Origin of the sequence: Thioalkalivibrio sp. AKL8 (genome assembly GCF_000380525.1) — a bacterium.
Classification (GTDB): Bacteria; Pseudomonadota; Gammaproteobacteria; order Ectothiorhodospirales; family Ectothiorhodospiraceae; genus Thioalkalivibrio; species Thioalkalivibrio versutus.
The window spans coordinates 41,027-59,634 of record NZ_AQYF01000007.1; the positions used below are offsets into that span (position 1 = coordinate 41,027).

Consider the following 18,608-nt stretch of genomic DNA (forward strand, 5'->3'; position numbering starts at 1 on the left):
TCCCGAACACGCTAATAAGGTCAAGTAGATTGCCGCCTTAAGACCGAGCATTGCACTCGGTCTCACGCCCCCGAAAACCTTATAAGCAGTTGATTATAAATTTGCTTGTTCCGGGCGCTGCCAACGCCCCGAAACCGCACATTCTGCACCACAATCTCGCAGCGCGCGGCCCGTGAGGGCGACATCGCTCAGGCGGGATTGTCGATCTCGATGAACTCGTGTTCGAGGCCGAAACGCTCCCTGCACCACTGCCCCAGGGCCTGGGCCCCGTAACGTTCGGTCGCATGGTGCCCGGCGGCGAAGTAATGCACCCCAAGCTCGCGCGCCTCGTGGGTGGTCTGTTCCGAGATCTCGCCACTGACATAGGCATCCACCCCCAGGGCCGCCGCCTCGGTCAGTAGTGACTGCGCCCCGCCGGTACACCAGGCGATGCGCCGGATCGGGTGATCACCGGCCTCCACGCAAAGGGCCTCGCGTCCCAGCACGTTGCTGATGTGCGCCTGCATATCCGGCGCCGATAGCGGTCGGGCGGGGGTTCCGATCTGGCCGACACCGTCCTCACGCAGTACGCCGTCGATCGCGAACCCCAGGCGTCCCGCCAGCTGGGTATTGTTGCCGAGTGCCGGATGGGCATCCAGCGGCAGATGGTAGGCCACCAGATTGATGTCGTGCGCAAGCAACTGCCGCAAGCGCTCCCGCTTCATGCCGGTCACCTCCTGCGGCTCGCCCTTCCAGAAGTAGCCATGGTGCACCAGGATCAGGTCGGCCCCGGTCTCCACGGCCGCCTCCACCAGCGCCAGCGAGGCGGTCACCCCGCTGACGATCCGGCGGATCTCGCGCCGCCCCTCCACCTGCAGCCCGTTTGGACAGTAGTCGCGGAAGCGCTCCGGTTCGAGTTCCGCATTGAGTGCCTGCATCAGTTCGTCGCGATCGACCACGGCGGGATCCCCTGTTGAGCGATGATTCGGTATATTCGGCATATGGTGAATTTCTCCCGCTTCCTGCTGCAAGCTGCGCTGACCGGTATCGCCCTGGCGGTGGTGATCGCAGTGTTCTTCCCCGAGATCCTCGGCCGCGGCGACCCAGGTGCCGAGCTGCGGGTCGCCCCGCCGGTGGCTGCGCCTGCCGCAACCGGGGCGCCGGCCAGCTATGCCGACGGCGTACGCCGCGCCGCACCCGCGGTGGTCAACATCATGACCTCGCGCACCATCGACCGCCCGTCCGGCTTCGGCCTGCACGAGTTCTTTGGCCAGCAACTGCCACCGGGCGAACAGGAACAGTCCAGCCTCGGCTCCGGGGTCATCATGACCGATCAGGGGCACGTGCTCACCAATCACCACGTGATCGAGGAGGCCGATGCCATCGCCATCGTGCTGCCCGGCGGCGAGGCCCATCCCGCCGAGATCATCGGCATCGACGCGGACACCGACCTCGCCGTGCTGCGCGTGCGGGTGCCGGATCTGGCCGTGGCCACGGTGGGTCACTCCAGCGACCTGCAGGTGGGTGACGTGGTCCTGGCCATTGGCAATCCGTTCGGGGTCGGCCAGACCGTGACCCAGGGCATTGTCTCCGCCACCGGACGCAACCAGCTCGGCATCAACACCTTCGAGGACTTCATTCAGACCGACGCGGCCATCAACCCGGGCAACTCCGGCGGCGCGCTGATCAATGCCCGCGGCGAGGTCATCGGCATCAACACGGCGATCTTCTCGCGCTCCGGCGGCTCCCACGGCATCGGCTTCGCGATCCCCGTGGACCTGGCGCGCAGCGTGATGACCGACATCATCGAACAAGGCTTTGTCGCCCGCGGCTGGCTGGGGATCGAGGTCCAGGCGATGAACCGCGAACTGGCCGAATCCTTCGGCCTGGATGCCCCGCGCGGCGTACTGGTGGCGGGCATCCTGCGCGAAGGCCCTGCCGAAGACGCCGGCATCCGCCCGGGGGACGTCATCACCCACCTCGACGACAGCAGCGTGAACACCCCGCGCGAGGCCCTCAACGCGATCGCCCGCACCGCGCCGGGCGCAACCCTGGACATCCGCATCCAGCGTGAGGGCGAGGACATCGAACTCTCGGCGACTGTCGTCCAGCGCCCGATCTAGGCAACACCCACCCGGGGTCTTTCTCAGCCGTTGGCCGGCGAGCTGACCGTGGTCAGTACCGCGGTCAGCAGCAGGATCAACGCCACCAGGGCACCCTCCAGCGCAATGCTGCGCCGCAGACGCCGCGGTGCCCCCGCTTCGCCGCGCTCGAAGGCCGGTACCAGCCGCCACTTGTTCGCGGCCGCCAGCAGCAGGAGCAGTGCGACGATCAGCACCTTGCCGATCAGGAACTGGCCATAGCCGGTGGTCAGCAACGGCGCGATGCCACCCAGCAACCACCAGGCGAGAACCACCCCCGCCAACACCAGCAATCCGACCCCAACCATCGCGACCTGCCCGAAACGGGCCAGGATGCGCGCGGCATCCGCACCCTCGGGAGGATGCCCGGCCAGCCGGTACAGTGGCGCCAGCGACGCAACCCAGAAGGCGGCTGCCAGCAGATGCACGATCAGCAAGCCGGCCAACAGAAGACGAGGCTCGCCCACGGTATGCCCCACCTGCACAAAGGCGAACATCACCAACAGCACCCCGGCCAGGCTCAGGCCATAGCCCACCCCCGGCAGACGCCGGGCATCCAGCAGGATCGCCTGAACCAGTAATAAGCCAGTCACCGCGAGCATCAGCCGGGTCCCCTGCGCGCCCTCAAAGACCATACCGAGCAACATCGGGTCGATCGCGGAGGCAACGTTCCCGCCCCCGAGATACCCGGCCTGCAGGGTCCATTGGAAAAGGGCCAGGGCAATCGCCGCCCAGGCCGCGACCGCCCCCGTCCGGGCGAGCACCCGGCGATCCGGATCGGGCAGCCCCGGAAACGCCAGGCGAAAAAGCACCGCCCCGGTCGCCAGCAGGGCCCCGAGGTAGAACCCGGCCGTCACGAGGATCATCACAACGGTCCAGGCCTCCACCCCGGCGAGTGCCGACATCCAGGCCATGGATCAGTCCTCCACCGTGAAGCGGAAACCGTCGGACATCATGTGCCCGTCGCGCGCCAGACCGCGCCAGCGCACCTGATAGCTACCGGCCGAAAGCGGCTCCGCAGGCTCCACGAAGTAGCGCTCGGCCGGCTCGTTGCCCGGCCGATTCGCCATCCTCACACGGCCGTTGGGGCCGGTCACGTCGAACTGGGTAATGCGCATCGCGCCCTCGAACTCGATGCCGATCGCCTCCGGCGAGCCCTGCACGGTGGCGCCGTCCTCCGGCGTGCTGCCCAAATCGCCCTCATGGGCCAGAAGCGGCATGGCCAGGGCCAGCAGCAGGGCCGCCAGGGCGGCTCGGGTGGTGTTGTGAATCGTATTCTTGGTCTGCATGTCGTGTCCTCTTGTCGTTTTGCTGTGTGGCAAACGTTGCGTGGAAACAGGTGTGGGTAACACGGAGGGTCCGAATGGACCCTCCGGCCGGTTCCATACCGGAGATTAGTGGTCGTGACCTCCATGCGCCCCGTGACCGCCATGGCCGTTCGCGTCGCGGCTGGGGGTCGGCAGCGCATCCGAGCCCTCACCGGCCAGCTTGCCGCGGCGCACCGGATTGCCGAAGTCCGGGTCATCGCTGACCATCCAGGCGACCTCGCCCTCCGGATGCCAGTACCAGCCCGGGTCACGGAAGTCGCCCGGCTCCAGGTCGTCACGGACCTTGATCAGGGTGAACATCCCGCCCATACCGATGCTGCCAAAGGGCCCCTGCCCCATGGCCATCGCCAGGGTGTTCTCCGGGCCGGTCATGTGACCACTGTCGGTATGCTCCTGATGATCGGCCATGCCGTGCTCGCCCATCGCCATGTAACCGGGGAGGATCGAGCGGATCTCCTCCTCGATACCGGACTGATCCACGCCTAACGGGTTGGCAATGCCGTGGCCCATCGGGTTCATGGTGTGATGCGACATGTGGCAGTGGAACGCCCAGTCACCCGGCGGCGCGACGAACTCGATATCGCGGGTCTGGCCGACCGCCACGATCTCGGTGGTCTCCTTGCGCCACTGGCTGCGTGGCCAGCGCCCGCCATCGGAGCCGGTCACCTCGAACGACACCCCGTGCACGTGCATCGGGTGGTTCCACATCGACAGATTGCCCATGCGGATACGCACCCGCTCGCCGGACTTCGCCACCAGCGAGTCGATGGCCGGGAACACCTTGGAGTTCATCGACCACAGGTCGAAATCCACCATCACCGACGGGTCCGGTGTGCGGGTGCCCGGATGCAGACTCCAGTTGTGCAGCATGATCGCGTAATCGCGGTCCACCGGTTCGATCTCGCCGTCCTTCGGGTGGATGATGAACATGCCCATCATCCCCATCGCCATCTGCACCATCTCGTCGGCATGCGGGTGGTACATGTGCGTGCCGTGCTGGTTCAGCTCGAACTCGTAGACGAAGGTCTCGCCGGGGTGGATCGGCGGCTGGGTCACGCCCTTCACACCATCCATGCCCGAGGGCAGGTGGATGCCGTGCCAGTGCACCGAGGTGTACTCGGGCAGCCGGTTGGTCACATAGATGCGGACACGATCGCCCTCCACCGCCTCGATCGTCGGCCCGGGGGTGGCGCCGTTGTAGCCCCAGCACTTGGCGACCGATCCGGGCGCGAACTCGTGCTCGATCTCCTCGGCCACCAGGTGAAACTCCTTCACCCCGTCGTTCATCGTGTAGGGCAGGGTCCAGCCATTGGGCGTATGCACCGGCATGTAGCCCTGCTCGGTACGTTCGCCCGGCGTGTGGTCACCCTCGTTGTGGTGCTCGTGGCCGGTTTCGGCCATCACCCGTGTCAGGGTGGTCGCCGGCAGCAGGGCGCTGGCGGCAATCAGAAAGTTACGGCGCTTCATCAGTGATGCCCTCCATGCCCGTGGTTGGAATGATCGCGGTGGTCCTGGTCCTGCTGACCGTGGTCATCGTGATCCATGCCTTCATGGCCTTCGTGGCCTTCGTGGCCTTCGTGGCCTTGGCCGTGATCCATATCGTCATGGGCCCCGTGATCCCCGTGGTCCATACCGGAATGCCCTTCATCGCCGTCGCCATGATCCATGCCTCCATGGCCTCCGTGATCCATGGCACCGTGATCGCCATGCCCCATGGACCCGTGGTCCATGGCCGTCGGCTCGTGCTCCAGCTGGGCGGTCGCGAAGGTTCCGGCGCTACCCGGCTCGCCGCCCGGCAACTCGCCGGCCACGGCATGCGCCAGCGCGGCGCGGGCCTGCCAGTAGTCACCCAGGGCCGCGACAGTCTTCTGCCAGGCGGCCAGCTCTTCCTGCTTGATCGCGAGCAGGTCGAACACGTCGTCGAACATGAAGTTCACGCGTTCCTGGAGCCGCTCGGTCGCCAGCTCGCGAGCCGGCAGCAGGTCGTCCTGCAGCACGCCGAAACGGTTGCGGTGGTGGGCCAGACGCTCGAAGTGCTGGTGCACATCATTGGTGACCGCCTGCACGAGCGACTCGCGCCGCGCCTCGCCGTCCGCCAGCCGTGCTTCGGCGCGGCCAATACCGGCCTGGTTCTGGTTGAAGATGGGCAGCGTGAACGAGATGCCCCCACCCCACAGGCGGGTCCCGTCACCCTCACGCTCAAACTCCAGCCCCGGTTCGATATCCCCCATCCAGCGGTAACGCCGCACTAGGGCCACGCCCTCGGTCAGCCCATCCAGGGCATGATCCAGGGCGCGCAGATCCAGGCGCTGTTCCAGCGCCTGGTCCACCAGGGCCTGACGCTCCTCGAGCTCTGCCAGCGGCAGCGGCAGCTCTTTCGGAAGCTCCCAGTCATCGACCTCGCCAGGCAGCCCCATCAAATGCGCCAGACGCAGCCGCGCCTCGCGCTCGCGCTGGCGGGCATCCTCGAGCTTAAGCCGTGACTCGGCCGCCCGGATGCGCAGGTGGGCGCGCTGCAGGTCCGAGATATTGCCGGCGTCATAGAAGCGCTCGCCCAAACGTGCGCCCAGATCCGCGGCCCGGCTCTCCAGGCGTTGCACCTCGGCACGCTGGCGCGCGGCCACCGCGTCATACCAGGCGCGTTCGGTGTCACTGGCCAACGCGACCATCCCCTCGGCCAGTTGCAGACGGGTGGATTCCCAGTGGGACCGCGCCATCTCCTGGCGCGAGCCGCGCATCAGCAGCCCGGAGATCCCCCAGGCCAGGCCAACGCCGTACTCGTTGCCACCGCCACCCTCGGGGCGCATGACCGACAGCGACAGCGATGGATTGGAAAACTGGGAGGCCTCGACCACGTCGGCCGCAGTCAGATCCAGCTTGGCATAAGCCTGCTGCATGCGCGGGTTGCGCCAGATGGCCTGGTGAATGGCCTCGTCGAGCGTCAGCTCGCCGGAGGGTCGGGGCATCTCCGACTCGGGCAGGTCGATCCCCTGCACCGAGAGGTCCTCCATCAGATCGGACCGGTCCAGCTCGGGCGCGGTAACCGCACAACCGGCGAGAAACAGTACCGACACCACGGGGAGCAGCAATCGGGTTGCTCGCATCGTGAAAATCTCCTTGATTCCGTACTCGATTCCGAACCGCGCGCAAGCGCACGACACGGCCTTTCTACCCGCTGCTGGGGGGCACCCAGGCAGCACACGGGCAGGAACCGGCCAAACGGCCGGCATTACGGGATCAGGAGAGGATTGGAGGGCGGTGCAACGCGGCCGTGGAAGGACCGCTCTGGAAGGAATGCAGGCTTGCGCCTGGCGCTTCGGTCGCCACGACACTCATGCCGGTGATGGACGGCATGCCCTGACAGTGGCTACAGGCGGCACAGGCAGCCAGACAAGCCGCATCCACGCAATCGGCATGTGCAAGCAGCTCGCTGGCCTGGGAATGTCCCGACGACGACGCATGGTCCGAACCATGATGCGGCGACGCGGCGTGGCCCGCCCGGTCACCATGCGCATGGTGAACATGGGCAGCGTCGTGCCCGTGATCGTGGGCCCCGTGCTCGGCGTCGCCCTTGGACTGGGCACTATGCATCGTGTGCCCGGCGTGACCGTCTTCCATACCCACGGCCGCGGCCAGCGCCGGCAGGCCGGCAATCGCCAGCACCAGCATCCAGCACAGCAGTCGGTAGAAGACTCGCTTCACGTCGGTCCGAACCTCGTCTCGAGGGGCGTCGCGCCCCCTATAACCTGACATCAACCTACCACAACCCACAGCCCCCGTAGGGAGCGTGCTTGCACGCGAAGCCCCAGCCAAAGCCGGACGCGGGCAGGGGCTTCGCGTGCAAGCACGCTCCTGCATTCACCCCCAACGCCCGATCGGCTACGGGGCCAGCGCGCGTTCGATCACGTCGCGCAGATCGCGCGAGACTTCGAGTGCGGCCAGACGCTCGAGTTCCGCTCGCATCAATTCACTGCGCACGGTGTCGACCTTGCGCCAGCGGGTCAGCGGCTGGGCCAGGCGTGCGGCGGTCTGCGGGTTCATCGCGTCCAGCTTCTCGACGAAGCCGCCCATGCGGCGGTAGCCCTCGCCGTCGTCCTGGTGGAAGTGGCGTTCGTTGCGCGCCATGAACGGCCCCAGCACCGCGCGCACGCGGTTCGGGTTGGTCCAGCGAAAGCCGGGGTGCTCAAGCAGCGCGTCCAGGCGCTCGAAACCGCCGGCGACCTGGCTGCCCGCCTGCAGCCCGAAGTACTTGTCCAGCACCAGCGGATCGTCGCGGTAGCGCTTTTCGAAGTCCGCCAGCAGCACCTGGCGCGCCTCGTGGTCCAGTTCGTTGACCGCGTTCAGTGCGCCCATGCGCATGGTCTGGCTGCGGGCCTTCTGGTACTGCGCCAGGGCCTCCGGCACCGCGGCCTGGTCGCGCGCGGCGACGCGCAGCGCCAGCAGCCGGTTGCGCAGCTGGCGCCGGCCCATGGCCTCGGCGGTGAACGCACCGTTGTCGACGTCATCCAGCTTCGGCTGGATCTGCTGCATCGCCTCGGTCAGCGGCATGTACAGGCGCTTCTCCAGGTCGTCGCGCTCGTTGCGCAGGCGCACCGGATCCACGCGCTCGAACAGCTCGGCCAGCTCGCGGGTCGGCGGCAGCTGCAGGATGGTCGCCAACAGCACCGGCTCGATCGCCTCGTCGCGCAACAGCGCCGCCAGGGCATGCTCGATCGCCGCCTCCAACGCGGTGTCGGCGGCATCGTGCTCGATGCGTGACCGGATCGCGCGGCGGAACAGCGTCTGCGCCGCCTCCCAGCGGGCAAAGGCGTCGTCGTCATAGGCCAGCAGGTGGGCCAGCTCGTCCACGCCCTGGTTGGCGTTCAGGATCACCGGGGCGGAGAAGCCGCGCAGCCAGGAGATCGCGGCTGGCGAGTCGGACAGCGCTTCGAAACGGAAGGTCTGCTCGCCCTCGCTGAGCTCCAGCACCCACTCGTCCTGCACCTCGCCACCCTTCTGGTGGGCCGTGATGCGCCGTCCTTTCGCATCCAGAAAGGCCACCCGCATCGGGATCACCACAGGCTCCTTGTGCTCCTGCCCTGGAGTTGGCGGCGTCTCCTGCGTGAGCGTGATGCGCGCCTGGCCACCGGGGCCGTCAAACGACGTCGCGGCCGTTACCCGCGGGGTGCCGGCCTGGGTGTACCAGCGCTTGAATGGCGTCAGGTTGCGCCCACTGACCTCGGCCATCACCGCCACGAAGTCGTCAGTGGTCACCGCCTGACCGTCGAAGCGCTCGAAGTAGACATCCAGTCCGCGGCGGAAGGTCTCGCGCCCGATCAGGGTGCGCAGCATGCGGATCAGCTCCGCACCCTTTTCGTACACGGTCAGGGTGTAGAAGTTGTTGATCTCGGCGTAGTGATCCGGGCGCACCGGGTGCGCCAGCGGGCCGGCATCCTCCGGGAACTGGAAGGCTCGCAGCATGGCCACGTCGTCGATGCGCTTCACGCCGAACAGGGTGCAGTCGGTGGTGAATTCCTGGTCGCGGAAGACCGTGAGCCCCTCCTTCAGCGACAGCTGGAACCAGTCGCGGCAGGTCACGCGGTTGCCCGACCAGTTGTGGAAGTACTCGTGGGCGATCACCGACTCGATGGCGACGAAGTCGTCGTCGGTGGCGGTATCGGGGCTGGCCAGCACGTACTTGGCGTTGAACAGGTTCAACCCCTTGTTCTCCATCGCCCCCATGTTGAAGTCGTCCACCGCGACGATCATGTACACATCCAGATCGTATTCGCGGCCGAAGGCCTCCTCATCAAAGCGCATGGCGCGCTTCAGCGAGGCCAGCGCGTGATCGCAGCGATCGGCGTTGTGTGCCTCCACGTACAGCTCGAGCTGAACCTCGCGCCCGGACATCGTGGTGAAGGTGTCGCGCTGGCAGGCCAGATCCCCCGCGACCAGCGCGAACAGGTACGACGGCTTGAGGAACGGGTCCTCCCACACGGCGTAATGCCGGCCACCGTCCAGCTCGCCGGCCTCCACCCGGTTACCGTTCGCCAGCAGTACCGGGTATTGCACCCGGTCCGCCTCCAGGCGCACGCGATAGGTTGTCAGTACGTCCGGACGATCGGGGAAGAACGTGATGCGGCGAAATCCCTCCGGCTCGCACTGGGTGCAGAGGTTGCCGCTGGAGGCGTACAACCCCTCCAGCGCGGTGTTCTGATCCGGGTGGCAGCGGCTGACGATTTCCAGCCGCGCGGCCTCCGGCAGGCCGTGGAGCAGCAGCCCCTCGGCGTCCTGTTCCAGCAAACCCTCGGCCGGCTTGGCGCCGTCCACCGTGAACGAGACCAGCTCCACGCCATCGCCATACAGGCGCAGCGGCGCATCCGGCTCCACCGCCTCCGGGTTGCGCCGCACCGCCATGCGCGTCGTCACCTCGGTGGCTGCCGCCGCCAGATCAAAGTCCAGCTCCAGGCTCTCCACCACAAACGCCGGCGGCTGATAGTCGTTCAGATAAACCGCCAGGGGGCTCGCATCACGCATTCCAAACTCCAAATCATCAATAACCGTTCAACACGTATCACGCCCACGCGGTCCATACCCCAAACCCGGACAAGGACCCCGTCATTGCGAGGCCCCGCAGGGGCCGTGGCAACCTCCATCCGCAACCCCCACGTTTCTCCGTCCCGGCCGGGGTCACCCCCACAGATCGCCACGTCGCTACGCTCCTCGCGATGACGCTGCTTGTTCCCCCGTCATTGCGAGGCGCCGAAGGCACCGCGGCAATCTCCCAAAGCTGGCAGAGCGATCGGCCCGCCCTTCGGGCCGGCCTGCGGCCGTTCAACGCGCTTCGCGCTTTTGTGCCACGGCACCGGCGGCCCCTCGCAATGACAGGCCCGGGAACTGGCACCACGCGTCCAATCCGTTAGCATACCGCGCATGGAATGGATCGATATCTGCTTTAACCTCACCCACGAATCGTTCAACAAGGAACGCGACGAGGTCCTCGAACGCGCTCGCGAGGCCGGTGTCTCCTGGATGCTGATCACCGGCGCCGACGCCCACCAGAGCGAAAAATGCCTGGAGATCGCCGACCGCTACCCGGACTGCTGCCGCGCCACCCTGGGCGTGCATCCACATCTCGCCAAACAGTGGACCGACGCGATCGCCGCCCGGTTCAGTGACCTCGCCCGCGCGGACGCCAACGTGGTCGCCATGGGCGAGATGGGTCTGGACTACAACCGGGACCACTCGCCGCGCCCGCAGCAGCGCAGCGCCTTCGAGGCCCAGCTGGAGCTGGCCGCCGACCTCGGCCTGCCGGTATTCCTGCACGAACGCGACGCCCACCACGACTTCGCCCAGATCCTGCGCCGCTGGCGCGACAAGGTGCCGGCGGCCGTGGTGCACTGCTTCACCGGCGAGGCCGACGCCCTGGCCGAATACCTCGACCTCGACTGCCACATCGGCATCACCGGCTGGGTCTGCGACGAACGCCGCGGCCACCACCTGCACCCGCTGGTCCCGCGCATCCCGCGCGGCCGCCTGATGATCGAGACCGACGCCCCCTACCTCCTGCCGCGCAGCCTGCCCAAGGGCACCGGCAAGAAGATCGGCAACGGCCGGCGCAATGAGCCCGCCTTCCTCCCCCACATCGGCGAATACGTGGCCCAACTGCGCGACGAGACCCCGGAAGACCTCGCCGCCCACACCACCGCCACCGCCCGCGCCTTCTACAACCTCCCCGAAACCGCCGGTGTCTGAAACACCGGACAACGACCCGACGCCACGGGTGGCGCTGGTCACCGGCGCCGCGCGCGGGATCGGCCTCGGCATCGCCGGGCGTCTGGTACGGGATGGCTGGCAGGTGGTACTGACCGACCTCGACGGCGCCGAATGCGAACAGGCCGCCGCGCGCATCGGCCCCGCGGCCCGGGCGATGACGCTGGATGTCCGCGACGAGGACCAGGTCCGCGAAGCCATTCGGCGCACGGAGGAATGGCACGGCGGACTCGATGCGCTGGTCAACAATGCCGGCATCAGCGACCCGCACTCCGGGCCACTGGAAGAACTGGACCTGGCCGACTGGCAGCGCTGGCTGGACACCAACCTCACCGGTGCCTTCCTGCTTGGCAAGCATGCCCTGCCGCTGCTGCGCCACCGCCATGGGGCCATCGTGAACATCAGCTCGACTCGCGCCCTGCAGTCGGAGCCACACACCGAGGCCTACGCCGCCAGCAAGGGCGGCCTCGACGCCTTCACCCACGCCCTGGCCATCAGCGCCGGGCCGGACGTCCGCGTGAACGCCATCCGCCCCGGCTGGATCGACGCCCGCAGCCCCGACCAGCAACAGGCCGAGCCCCTGTCCGCACAGGACCACGCCCAGCACCCGGCCGGGCGCGTCGGCCAGCCCGCCGACATCGCCGCCCTCACCGCCTTCCTGCTCGGCCCCGACGCCGGCTTCGTCACCGGCCAGACCTGGACCGTCGACGGCGGCATGACCCGCCGCATGATCTATACCGAATGAGCCGATCCATGAACGGGAAAGGCCGGCCCAAAGGCGGAAACGAAAACGCCCCGGAACGACCAGCGTTCCAGGGCGTTGATGTCCTCCCAGTGAATCAGCCGGGAGGCGATCGCGTCAGTCGAAGGTACGCGAGCGGAGGATCTCCGGGCGCAGGAAGTCCTTCTCGCCGGTGTTGTCGTGATCGCCCAGCAAGTGCCCGTCCACCTCGCGCACGGTCCCGTAGAGGGTGCGCCCGTGGAAATTGGCGTGCTTTTCGCGGGTCTCGTGGACATCACCGGTGTAGCGCGGGTCCTGCGGGCGTTCGTGACTGTTCATGTAGAACGCCACATCCCAGGCCTCCTGGTCGCTGAGCGAGTTCGGCTGGCCCAGCGGCATGTTGTGCTTGATGAAGGCCGCCGAGGTATTGATCCGCGACATCCCGGCACCCCAGTTGTAGGAACCATCTCCCCACAACGGCGGGAAGACCACCTGGCCGTCCTGCTTCAACCCCTGACCGTCCTCTGCGTGGCAGATCGCGCAGCTCTGGGCATAGACCTCCTTGCCGCGCTCGTAGTTAGGCTCCTGTTCCGGCTCGGCCACCGATCCATAGCCACGCCCGTAGATCTCCTGGTCCGGGTAGACCGGCGCACCCTTGGCCAACCACTGCATGTAGGTAGTGATGGCCAGCATCGTGTCGCTGCCGTACTCCGGCGGATTGCCATTCATCGAGTAGGTGAAGCAACCCACCACGCGTTCCTCGAGGCTGTTCACCTGCCAGTTCTTGCCGCGGTAGTCCGGCAGCGTGATCGCGGCCGGCCACAAAGCGGCACTGAACGGCTGGCGCCCGGCATCCATGTGGCAGCTGGCACAATTCATGTCATTGAACACATGCTGTCCGCGCAGTTGCTGGGTATCGACGAACAGGTCATGACCGCGCCGGACCACGTCCTTGAGTTCGGGACTCATGGCGGCATCCTCGAGATCCTGAAGCGTCGGCGGGATATGGACGAGCTGGCCCTCCTCCGGCTCGGCATAACCGAGGGCGAACAGGGGCTTGTATTCGTCCCAGGCAGCGCTCGCGGCACCGGCCAGCAGGACGGCCGCGCCCGTCGTCAGCGTGAGCTTGCGAATCTTCATTCCGTATCCCCTTGTGCCGACGTGACACGTTGACGGGCCAGCCAGGCCGAGACGGCCCGGATGTCCTCATCGCTCATGCGCTTGGCGATCGCCGCCATCAGGCCCTGAGGATCGTTGTCGCGCTCGCCCTCCTGCCACTGACGCAGTTGACCGGCGATATAGCCGGCATGCTGACTCGCGATGCCCGGGAACACATCACCGGCCCCGGCATTGCCCGGGCCGTGGCAGCTCTGGCAGCTGACGATGTACTGGTTCCAGTCCCCACGCCGCGCCAGCTCCTCGCCGCGCGCTAGGGTGGCGTCATCCACGTCGTCGCCCCCCTCGGCCTGGGTAACCGGAAGCTGCGCGTAGTACGCAGCGACATCGGCTACAGCCTGATCATCCAGCATATTGGCGAACGCGGCCATGGTGCTGTTCTGGCGGCGGCCTTCCTGGTAATCCTTCAGTTGCCGCGCGATATAGCCTGCGGACAGACCGGCCAGACGCGGCCAGGATTCGCCTCCCGGAACGTTCTGCCCGGAGCCATCGGCCTGATGGCAGGAAACGCAGGTCTGCGTCAGACCCTCCCCGCGCTGCGGATCACCTTCGAGGCCATCGACGGCCAGTGCCGGCGTCCCCGCGAGGCCGAGACCGAGAAGGAGAGCCAACCCTCCGGCAAGCTGTTTCTTTTTCATATGTGCTGTCCTTGGTCATGAGCCGCTATGCGCCGAAAGAGGAGTCACCGAACGGTCACCCCGATCATCGGGCGGACCCCGGAATAACAACTAAAGAATATTCTCAATTCAGCATAAAGGATACGTCCTGCGGTTAGAGACAGCCGGGTTCTTGATGCAGATCAAACCTCTCCCACACAGGGACCTACGCCAAGGCGTAGATGGGGCAGCACATCCCTGGCTACTGGCCTGGCTACTGGCTGAACTAGCGCCGAATCGCGCCAGTGCCGGCAAGGGCTCCAAAGTGACGTGGTACCTGCGAACCGGAACCATGCCGTAGCATGACCCGTCTGATCGCAACTGGAACAGGGAGACAGAGCATGAAGACTTCGGTGATTCTGACGGTGATCGGGCCGGACCGGCCGGGGCTGGTCAGCGCGGTGGCGGCGCGGGCGCGGGCGGCGGGCGGCAACTGGCTGGAGAGCCGCATGACGCAGCTGGCCGGTCAGTTTGCCGGGGTCGTGCTGCTGGAGGCCGAGGCGGATGCCGCGGACCAGCTGGAGGCCGCACTGCGCGAGCTGGAGGGGGACGGTCTACAGGTCCAGATCCAGCGCGGGAGTGAGCTTCCGGCACCGCCCTGGCACCGGGTGATGCTCGATCTGGTCGGACACGACCGGCCGGGGATCGTGCAGGACATCACCGCCATCCTCTCGCGCCACGGCGTCAGCGTGGAAACCCTGGATACGGCCTGCAAGCCGGGCTCAATGACCGGCGAACCAATGTTCCACGCGCAGGCGCAACTCGGCGTCCCCGAGGACCTGGATCTGGACACCCTGCAGGACGCCCTCGAGGCACTGGCCAACGAACTGATGGTCGACCTCGAACTCCACGACCCGCAACACGAGCCGCCCGAGGCAGCCTGACCTGGAATCCGAGCAAGCTCGATACCCCTCGCCCGTAACGAGCGCGCCGGAAAGCCGCATCAGGGGGCGGCGCGGTGGCGGCGAGCGGCGTCGAGGCGGCGGACGAAGTCCTGCATCAGGGTGGTGTAGAGCGTCTCGCCGAGGACCTTGTCCTCGATGCCGGCGTCGAGGTTGGGATTGTCGTTCACCTCGATCACCATCACGCCGCGCGGGGTCTGCTTGAGGTCGACACCGTAGAGGCCGTCGCCGATCAGGTTGGCGGCCTTCACTGCCGTCTTGACCACCGCCGCGGGCACGTCGGCCAGGGCCTGGGTGCGAAAACCGCCTTCGCGCGGGCCGCCCTTGGCGTCGTGGTTGACGATCTGCCAGTGCTTGCGCGACATCAGGTATTGCGAGGCGTACAGCGGCTGGCGGTTGAGCACGCCGATGCGCCAGTCGAATTCGGTGTAGACGAACTCCTGGGCGAGGATCAGATCGCTCTCCTTGAGCAGGCGCCGGGCGATGGATTCCAGCTCGCCGCGGTCGTTCGCCTTGAATACGCCGCGCGAGAAGCTGCCGTCCGGGATCTTGAGCACCACGGGATAGCCGATCGACTCCTCCGCGCGCAGGATGGTCTCGCGGTTGAGGATCACCGTCTTCGGTGTGGGCACGCGATGGGCGGCCAGGCGTTCGGCCAGGTAGACCTTGTTGGTACAGCGCAGGATGGAGTCGGCATCGTCGATCACCACCATGCCCTCGGCCTCGGCCTTGCGCGCGAAGCGGTAGGTGTAGTGGTCGATCGCGGTGGTCTCGCGGATGAACAGGGCATCGAACTCCGCCAGGCGCGACAGATCGCGCGCCTGGATCAGCTCGACATCCATCCCCTGCTCCTGTCCAGCGCGGACGAAGCGCTTGAGCGTCGCCGGCGTGGACGGGGCCAGGGCCTCGTCCAGGTTGTGCAGGATAGCCAGCTCGTAGCGTGCGCTGCGGGCCTCGCGCCGGCGGCGCCAGGGCTTGGAGAGGTAGCGCTCCAGGGCGGCAAAGAAGGCCGGCTCCTGCTCGGGCTCGAGCGCGTTGAGCGCGAACGGGCGCAGGGCTTGGATCTGCCACCGCCCCTGCAGCCGGAACTCCACCCGGAACATCGGCGCGGGGAACAGGGCGAACAGCTGCCCGGCGATCTCCTGCAGCGCCGGCTCGGCGCACTGGCCGAACAGCACGGTCAGTTCCAGCCGTTCCGGATGCGTGCCCTGGCGGCTGCGCCCCAGTACGCGCGCCACACGTTCATCCAGTTCTTCGGTGTCCAGGCTATAGATCGACTTGCGCGACAGGTCCTGCAGGGTGCGCACGCTGGGGATCACCCGATGCCCGCGCGCCTCCGCCAGCAGCGAGCCGTAGTAGCCGGCCGACAGGTAGCGTTGGCTGCGGCACAGGTTGATCACCCGCAGGTTGGCGGGATCGTCGACGGCCGGGCCGCGCAGGTAGTCGTCGATGGCCATCACCGGCAGGTCGGGGAAGTGCGGCTTCCAGTCCGCCCGGCGCTCGACCAGGATGCGATGCTCAGGCATGCGCCACCCCTGGCGTCTTGCGTGGGCCGACGATCACCGCCGCCTGCAACCCCGCGCGCCCATAGCGCGCCATGCGCTCGAAGTCCGCGCGCGCGATCGGCATGTTTACCGAATCCAGCGCGCGCTCGCCCTGCTCGGTATCCACGAACGGGTCGTGCACGTAGACAAAACGCTCGTCGAACCCGGTGACCGTGACCCAGTGCGGGAAGCGCTCGGTGTACAGCCGCACGCTGCTGATCAGCACCACCGGCACCCCGCCCTCGGCAGAGCGTGCCGCCAGCTGGGCCACGTTCACCGGACCGTGCACCACGGGGACCCCGAGCTGCTCCAGCTCCTCGATCATCTCTTCCTGCACCAGCTGCATGACTTCCTTTTTCTCCACGCTGCGCACCGAATCGGCAAACGCCACGCCACGATCGCGCACCAGCAGTTCCACCTCGAACCCGCGATGGGCGGCCGCCAGCGCCAGCCCGTAGGGACCGCAACCGCCGTGGCCGGAGGTCATGAATATGGTGGTGGCGTCACGCCACAGGCGCAGCTCCAGGCGCCGGTCCAGCTTCAGGTCCGGGTCGATGGCGCGCATCGCCATCATCAGCGCGGCCGGGCCGCAGGTGAACTCCAGCGTCTGCGCGTAGTACGGTGCGCGCACCAGCGCCGGATCGGGACCGGGCGCCAGCGACTTCTGCAGCCGCAGCGCATCCATGTGGTCCTCGTAGTAATCATCGATGGTGCCGAAATCGCGATACCCCAGCCCACGGAACAATGCCTGACTGGCCGCGTTGTCACGGCGCACCTCCAAGCGCAGATCGGTGCGCCCATGATCCCGCGCCACATCCTCCGCCGCCTCCACCAGGCGCCGCCCCAGGCCCCGGCCACGCGCACGCTCGCTGACCGCGATCGAGTACAGCCGCGCCAGCGACGTACCCCGGCTGAACAGCAGCATCACGTAGCCGAGCAGCCCCTCACCGCCGGGCCCCTCCGCCACCAGCGTGGCCGCATGCCCGCGCGTGAGGAGGTAGCGAAACTGCCGCCGCGAGATGCGATCGACCTCGAACGCCGCCTGTTCCAGCGCCACCAGCGCCTCCAGATCCTCGAGCGTGGCGGGACGGATCGGGGGCGATTCGACTGCGGGCGCGACCCGTTGCTTGACGTGCTGGCTCACGCTCCTCTCCCGGCGGCTGCCCGATCTCCATCGTAGCGCAACCACCGCGTGCGAATAGCGCGTTGCAACGGGAATGCTTGCCGAGGTCGCGGCCGCTACAAACCCAGCGCGCCGGCCAGCTCGTCCAGGTCCCGGATGGTAGCGGTGGGTTCCCCGCCCCAGGGATCGAACAGCCCCTGCCCCGCCCGGTCGAGCCAGGCCGTGCGCATACCCGCGGCCTGCGCGCCGATCACGTCAAACGGGTTGCCCGAGATCAGCCAGGCAGCCATCGGCAATACATTCGCCCGCTGGAGGAAATGCCGGTACACCCGTGGATCCGGCTTGAAACAGCCGATCTCGTCCACGCTGACGACATCCTCGAAGCGATCGTCCAGATCGGCGTGGCGCAGCAGCTCATCCACCGTCTCGGCCCTGCCGTTGCTGAATGCGAACAGGCGGTGGCCGTCCGCGCGCAGGCGATCCAGGGCCGGAGCCGCATCGGTAAAGGCGGGGAGCTGGCGATAGCGCAGCAACAACGCCACCTCCTGCTCAGGGTCGAGCTCGATATCCAACGCCTGGCAGCAATAGCGCAGCGCCTGCTCGGTACAGGTATCGAAGTCCGCATACGCCCCCATCAGCCCACGCCGGAAGGTGTATTCGAGCTGCTTCTCGCGCCAGGCACGCGCCAGCACAGGTGCCCGCTCGCCGATCCAGCCTTCGAGCGTCGCCGCAATCCCCTGCGTATCGATCAGCGTCCCGTACACATCGAACGCCAGTGTCTGTCGCATCATCACCTCCCGGGAGCGGGAACCACCTGCTTCATGCCGGCCACAATGGCGCCCTCTCGCACTACCATGCCAGTATGAGCAGACACCTTGCTCCGGCCATCGCCCACAGCGATGTCACGAGGATGATGACATGAAGATCAAAGACCTCATCGACGAAGCCGAGTCCCTACCCGTGGAGGACCGCGCCCTGGTAGTCGATTCTCTCCTGCGTAGCCTGAACCCGCCCGATGCGGGTGTAGACCGAAAATGGGCGGAAGTCTCCCGAAAACGCCTGGAAGAGATCCGGTCGGGCACGGTCGCGGCCATTCCGGGCGAGCAGGTCTTCGAGAAGATATGGCACCGGTTTGAACGACGCTGTTCTGATCCTCGCCATCATGCACCTGCATCGTGATCCGGACTATTGGAAGACCCGCGCACCGGGCGCGTAATCCCGGCCTTCCGGGCACGGCAGCCATGCGACCCACAGAGGATCTGGACATGCGTTGCCGACACGGCAGA

Annotated in this window: 18 protein-coding genes; 6 read left to right on the forward strand and 12 right to left on the reverse strand. The window is 67.1% G+C overall.

The genetic code is table 11. The annotated features are described in order from the left end of the window. Nucleotides 1-188: 188 nt before the first annotated feature. On the reverse strand, nt 189-938 hold the full coding sequence (locus G335_RS0105890) for a Nif3-like dinuclear metal center hexameric protein (protein WP_018176157.1): 750 nt from the start codon (nt 936-938) through the stop codon (nt 189-191). A 42-nt stretch (nt 939-980) separates the two neighbouring features. Here G335_RS0105890 and G335_RS0105895 point away from each other — a divergent pair, with 42 nt between their 5' ends. Next, entirely contained in the window at nt 981-2,102 is a 1,122-nt protein-coding gene (locus G335_RS0105895) for a S1C family serine protease (protein ID WP_018176158.1), read from the forward strand. 23 nt (nt 2,103-2,125) lie between these two features. Here G335_RS0105895 and G335_RS0105900 read toward each other — a convergent pair whose 3' ends face one another. The 5 genes from G335_RS0105900 to G335_RS14255 form a co-directional block, all read right to left on the reverse strand. Continuing rightward, entirely contained in the window at nt 2,126-3,034 is a 909-nt protein-coding gene (locus tag G335_RS0105900) for a copper resistance D family protein (RefSeq protein WP_018176159.1), read from the reverse strand. 3 nt (nt 3,035-3,037) lie between these two features. After that, entirely contained in the window at nt 3,038-3,409 is a 372-nt protein-coding gene (locus G335_RS0105905; RefSeq protein WP_018176160.1) for a copper resistance CopC family protein, read from the reverse strand. 105 nt (nt 3,410-3,514) lie between these two features. Beyond that, on the reverse strand, nt 3,515-4,915 hold the full coding sequence (locus G335_RS0105910; RefSeq protein ID WP_018176161.1) for a multicopper oxidase family protein: 1,401 nt from the start codon (nt 4,913-4,915) through the stop codon (nt 3,515-3,517). Continuing rightward, nucleotides 4,915-6,537: a TolC family protein gene (locus G335_RS0105915; protein WP_018176162.1), complete on the reverse strand. Its 1,623-nt coding sequence runs from the start codon at nt 6,535-6,537 to the stop codon at nt 4,915-4,917. Before G335_RS0105915 ends, G335_RS0105910 begins: the two co-directional genes overlap by 1 nt. A gap of 148 nt (nt 6,538-6,685) precedes the next feature. Beyond that, nucleotides 6,686-7,066, reverse strand: coding sequence for a hypothetical protein (locus G335_RS14255; RefSeq protein ID WP_369772992.1), 381 nt, complete (start codon nt 7,064-7,066; stop codon nt 6,686-6,688). Between G335_RS14255 and G335_RS14480 the strand changes: the two genes are divergently transcribed. Beyond that, complete coding sequence (locus G335_RS14480; protein ID WP_338065499.1) at nt 6,956-7,198, forward strand: hypothetical protein; 243 nt, start codon at nt 6,956-6,958, stop codon at nt 7,196-7,198. The two genes, G335_RS14255 and G335_RS14480, sit on opposite strands and share 111 nt — an antisense overlap. Nucleotides 7,199-7,327: 129 nt before the next feature. Here G335_RS14480 and pepN read toward each other — a convergent pair whose 3' ends face one another. Beyond that, entirely contained in the window at nt 7,328-9,964 is a 2,637-nt protein-coding gene (gene pepN, locus G335_RS0105925; RefSeq protein ID WP_018176164.1) for an aminopeptidase N, read from the reverse strand. 396 nt (nt 9,965-10,360) lie between these two features. On the opposite strand from pepN, the gene G335_RS0105930 reads away from it, so the two are divergent. After that, entirely contained in the window at nt 10,361-11,182 is an 822-nt protein-coding gene (locus tag G335_RS0105930) for a TatD family hydrolase (RefSeq protein WP_018176165.1), read from the forward strand. After that, nucleotides 11,175-11,945, forward strand: a complete 771-nt coding sequence (locus tag G335_RS0105935) for an SDR family oxidoreductase (protein WP_026304771.1) — start codon at nt 11,175-11,177, stop codon at nt 11,943-11,945. Before G335_RS0105930 ends, G335_RS0105935 begins: the two co-directional genes overlap by 8 nt. Nucleotides 11,946-12,059: 114 nt before the next feature. On the opposite strand, the gene G335_RS0105940 is transcribed toward G335_RS0105935, so the two are convergent. Further along, on the reverse strand, nt 12,060-13,061 hold the full coding sequence (locus tag G335_RS0105940; protein WP_018168252.1) for a c-type cytochrome: 1,002 nt from the start codon (nt 13,059-13,061) through the stop codon (nt 12,060-12,062). After that, on the reverse strand, nt 13,058-13,735 hold the full coding sequence (locus tag G335_RS0105945) for a c-type cytochrome (RefSeq protein WP_018168253.1): 678 nt from the start codon (nt 13,733-13,735) through the stop codon (nt 13,058-13,060). The genes G335_RS0105940 and G335_RS0105945 overlap by 4 nt, the downstream gene beginning before the upstream one ends. A 359-nt stretch (nt 13,736-14,094) precedes the next feature. Between G335_RS0105945 and G335_RS0105950 the strand changes: the two genes are divergently transcribed. Then, a complete protein-coding gene (locus G335_RS0105950; RefSeq protein ID WP_018176167.1) occupies nt 14,095-14,637 on the forward strand; it encodes a glycine cleavage system protein R in 543 nt (180 codons plus the stop codon). 59 nt (nt 14,638-14,696) lie between these two features. On the opposite strand, the gene G335_RS0105955 is transcribed toward G335_RS0105950, so the two are convergent. From G335_RS0105955 to G335_RS0105965, 3 genes are all read right to left on the reverse strand, one after another. Continuing rightward, nucleotides 14,697-16,181: a RimK family protein gene (locus G335_RS0105955; RefSeq protein ID WP_018176168.1), complete on the reverse strand. Its 1,485-nt coding sequence runs from the start codon at nt 16,179-16,181 to the stop codon at nt 14,697-14,699. Further along, nucleotides 16,174-17,343: a GNAT family N-acetyltransferase/peptidase C39 family protein gene (locus G335_RS0105960; protein ID WP_018176169.1), complete on the reverse strand. Its 1,170-nt coding sequence runs from the start codon at nt 17,341-17,343 to the stop codon at nt 16,174-16,176. The genes G335_RS0105955 and G335_RS0105960 overlap by 8 nt, the downstream gene beginning before the upstream one ends. Nucleotides 17,344-17,438: 95 nt before the next feature. After that, nucleotides 17,439-18,110, reverse strand: coding sequence for a haloacid dehalogenase type II (locus G335_RS0105965; protein WP_018176170.1), 672 nt, complete (start codon nt 18,108-18,110; stop codon nt 17,439-17,441). A gap of 130 nt (nt 18,111-18,240) precedes the next feature. Here G335_RS0105965 and G335_RS13820 point away from each other — a divergent pair, with 130 nt between their 5' ends. After that, the gene (locus tag G335_RS13820; RefSeq protein ID WP_077276981.1) at nt 18,241-18,501 is read left to right on the forward strand and encodes an addiction module protein; all 261 of its coding nucleotides are present in this window, start codon (nt 18,241-18,243) and stop codon (nt 18,499-18,501) included. The last annotated feature ends 107 nt before the right edge of the window (nt 18,502-18,608 follow it).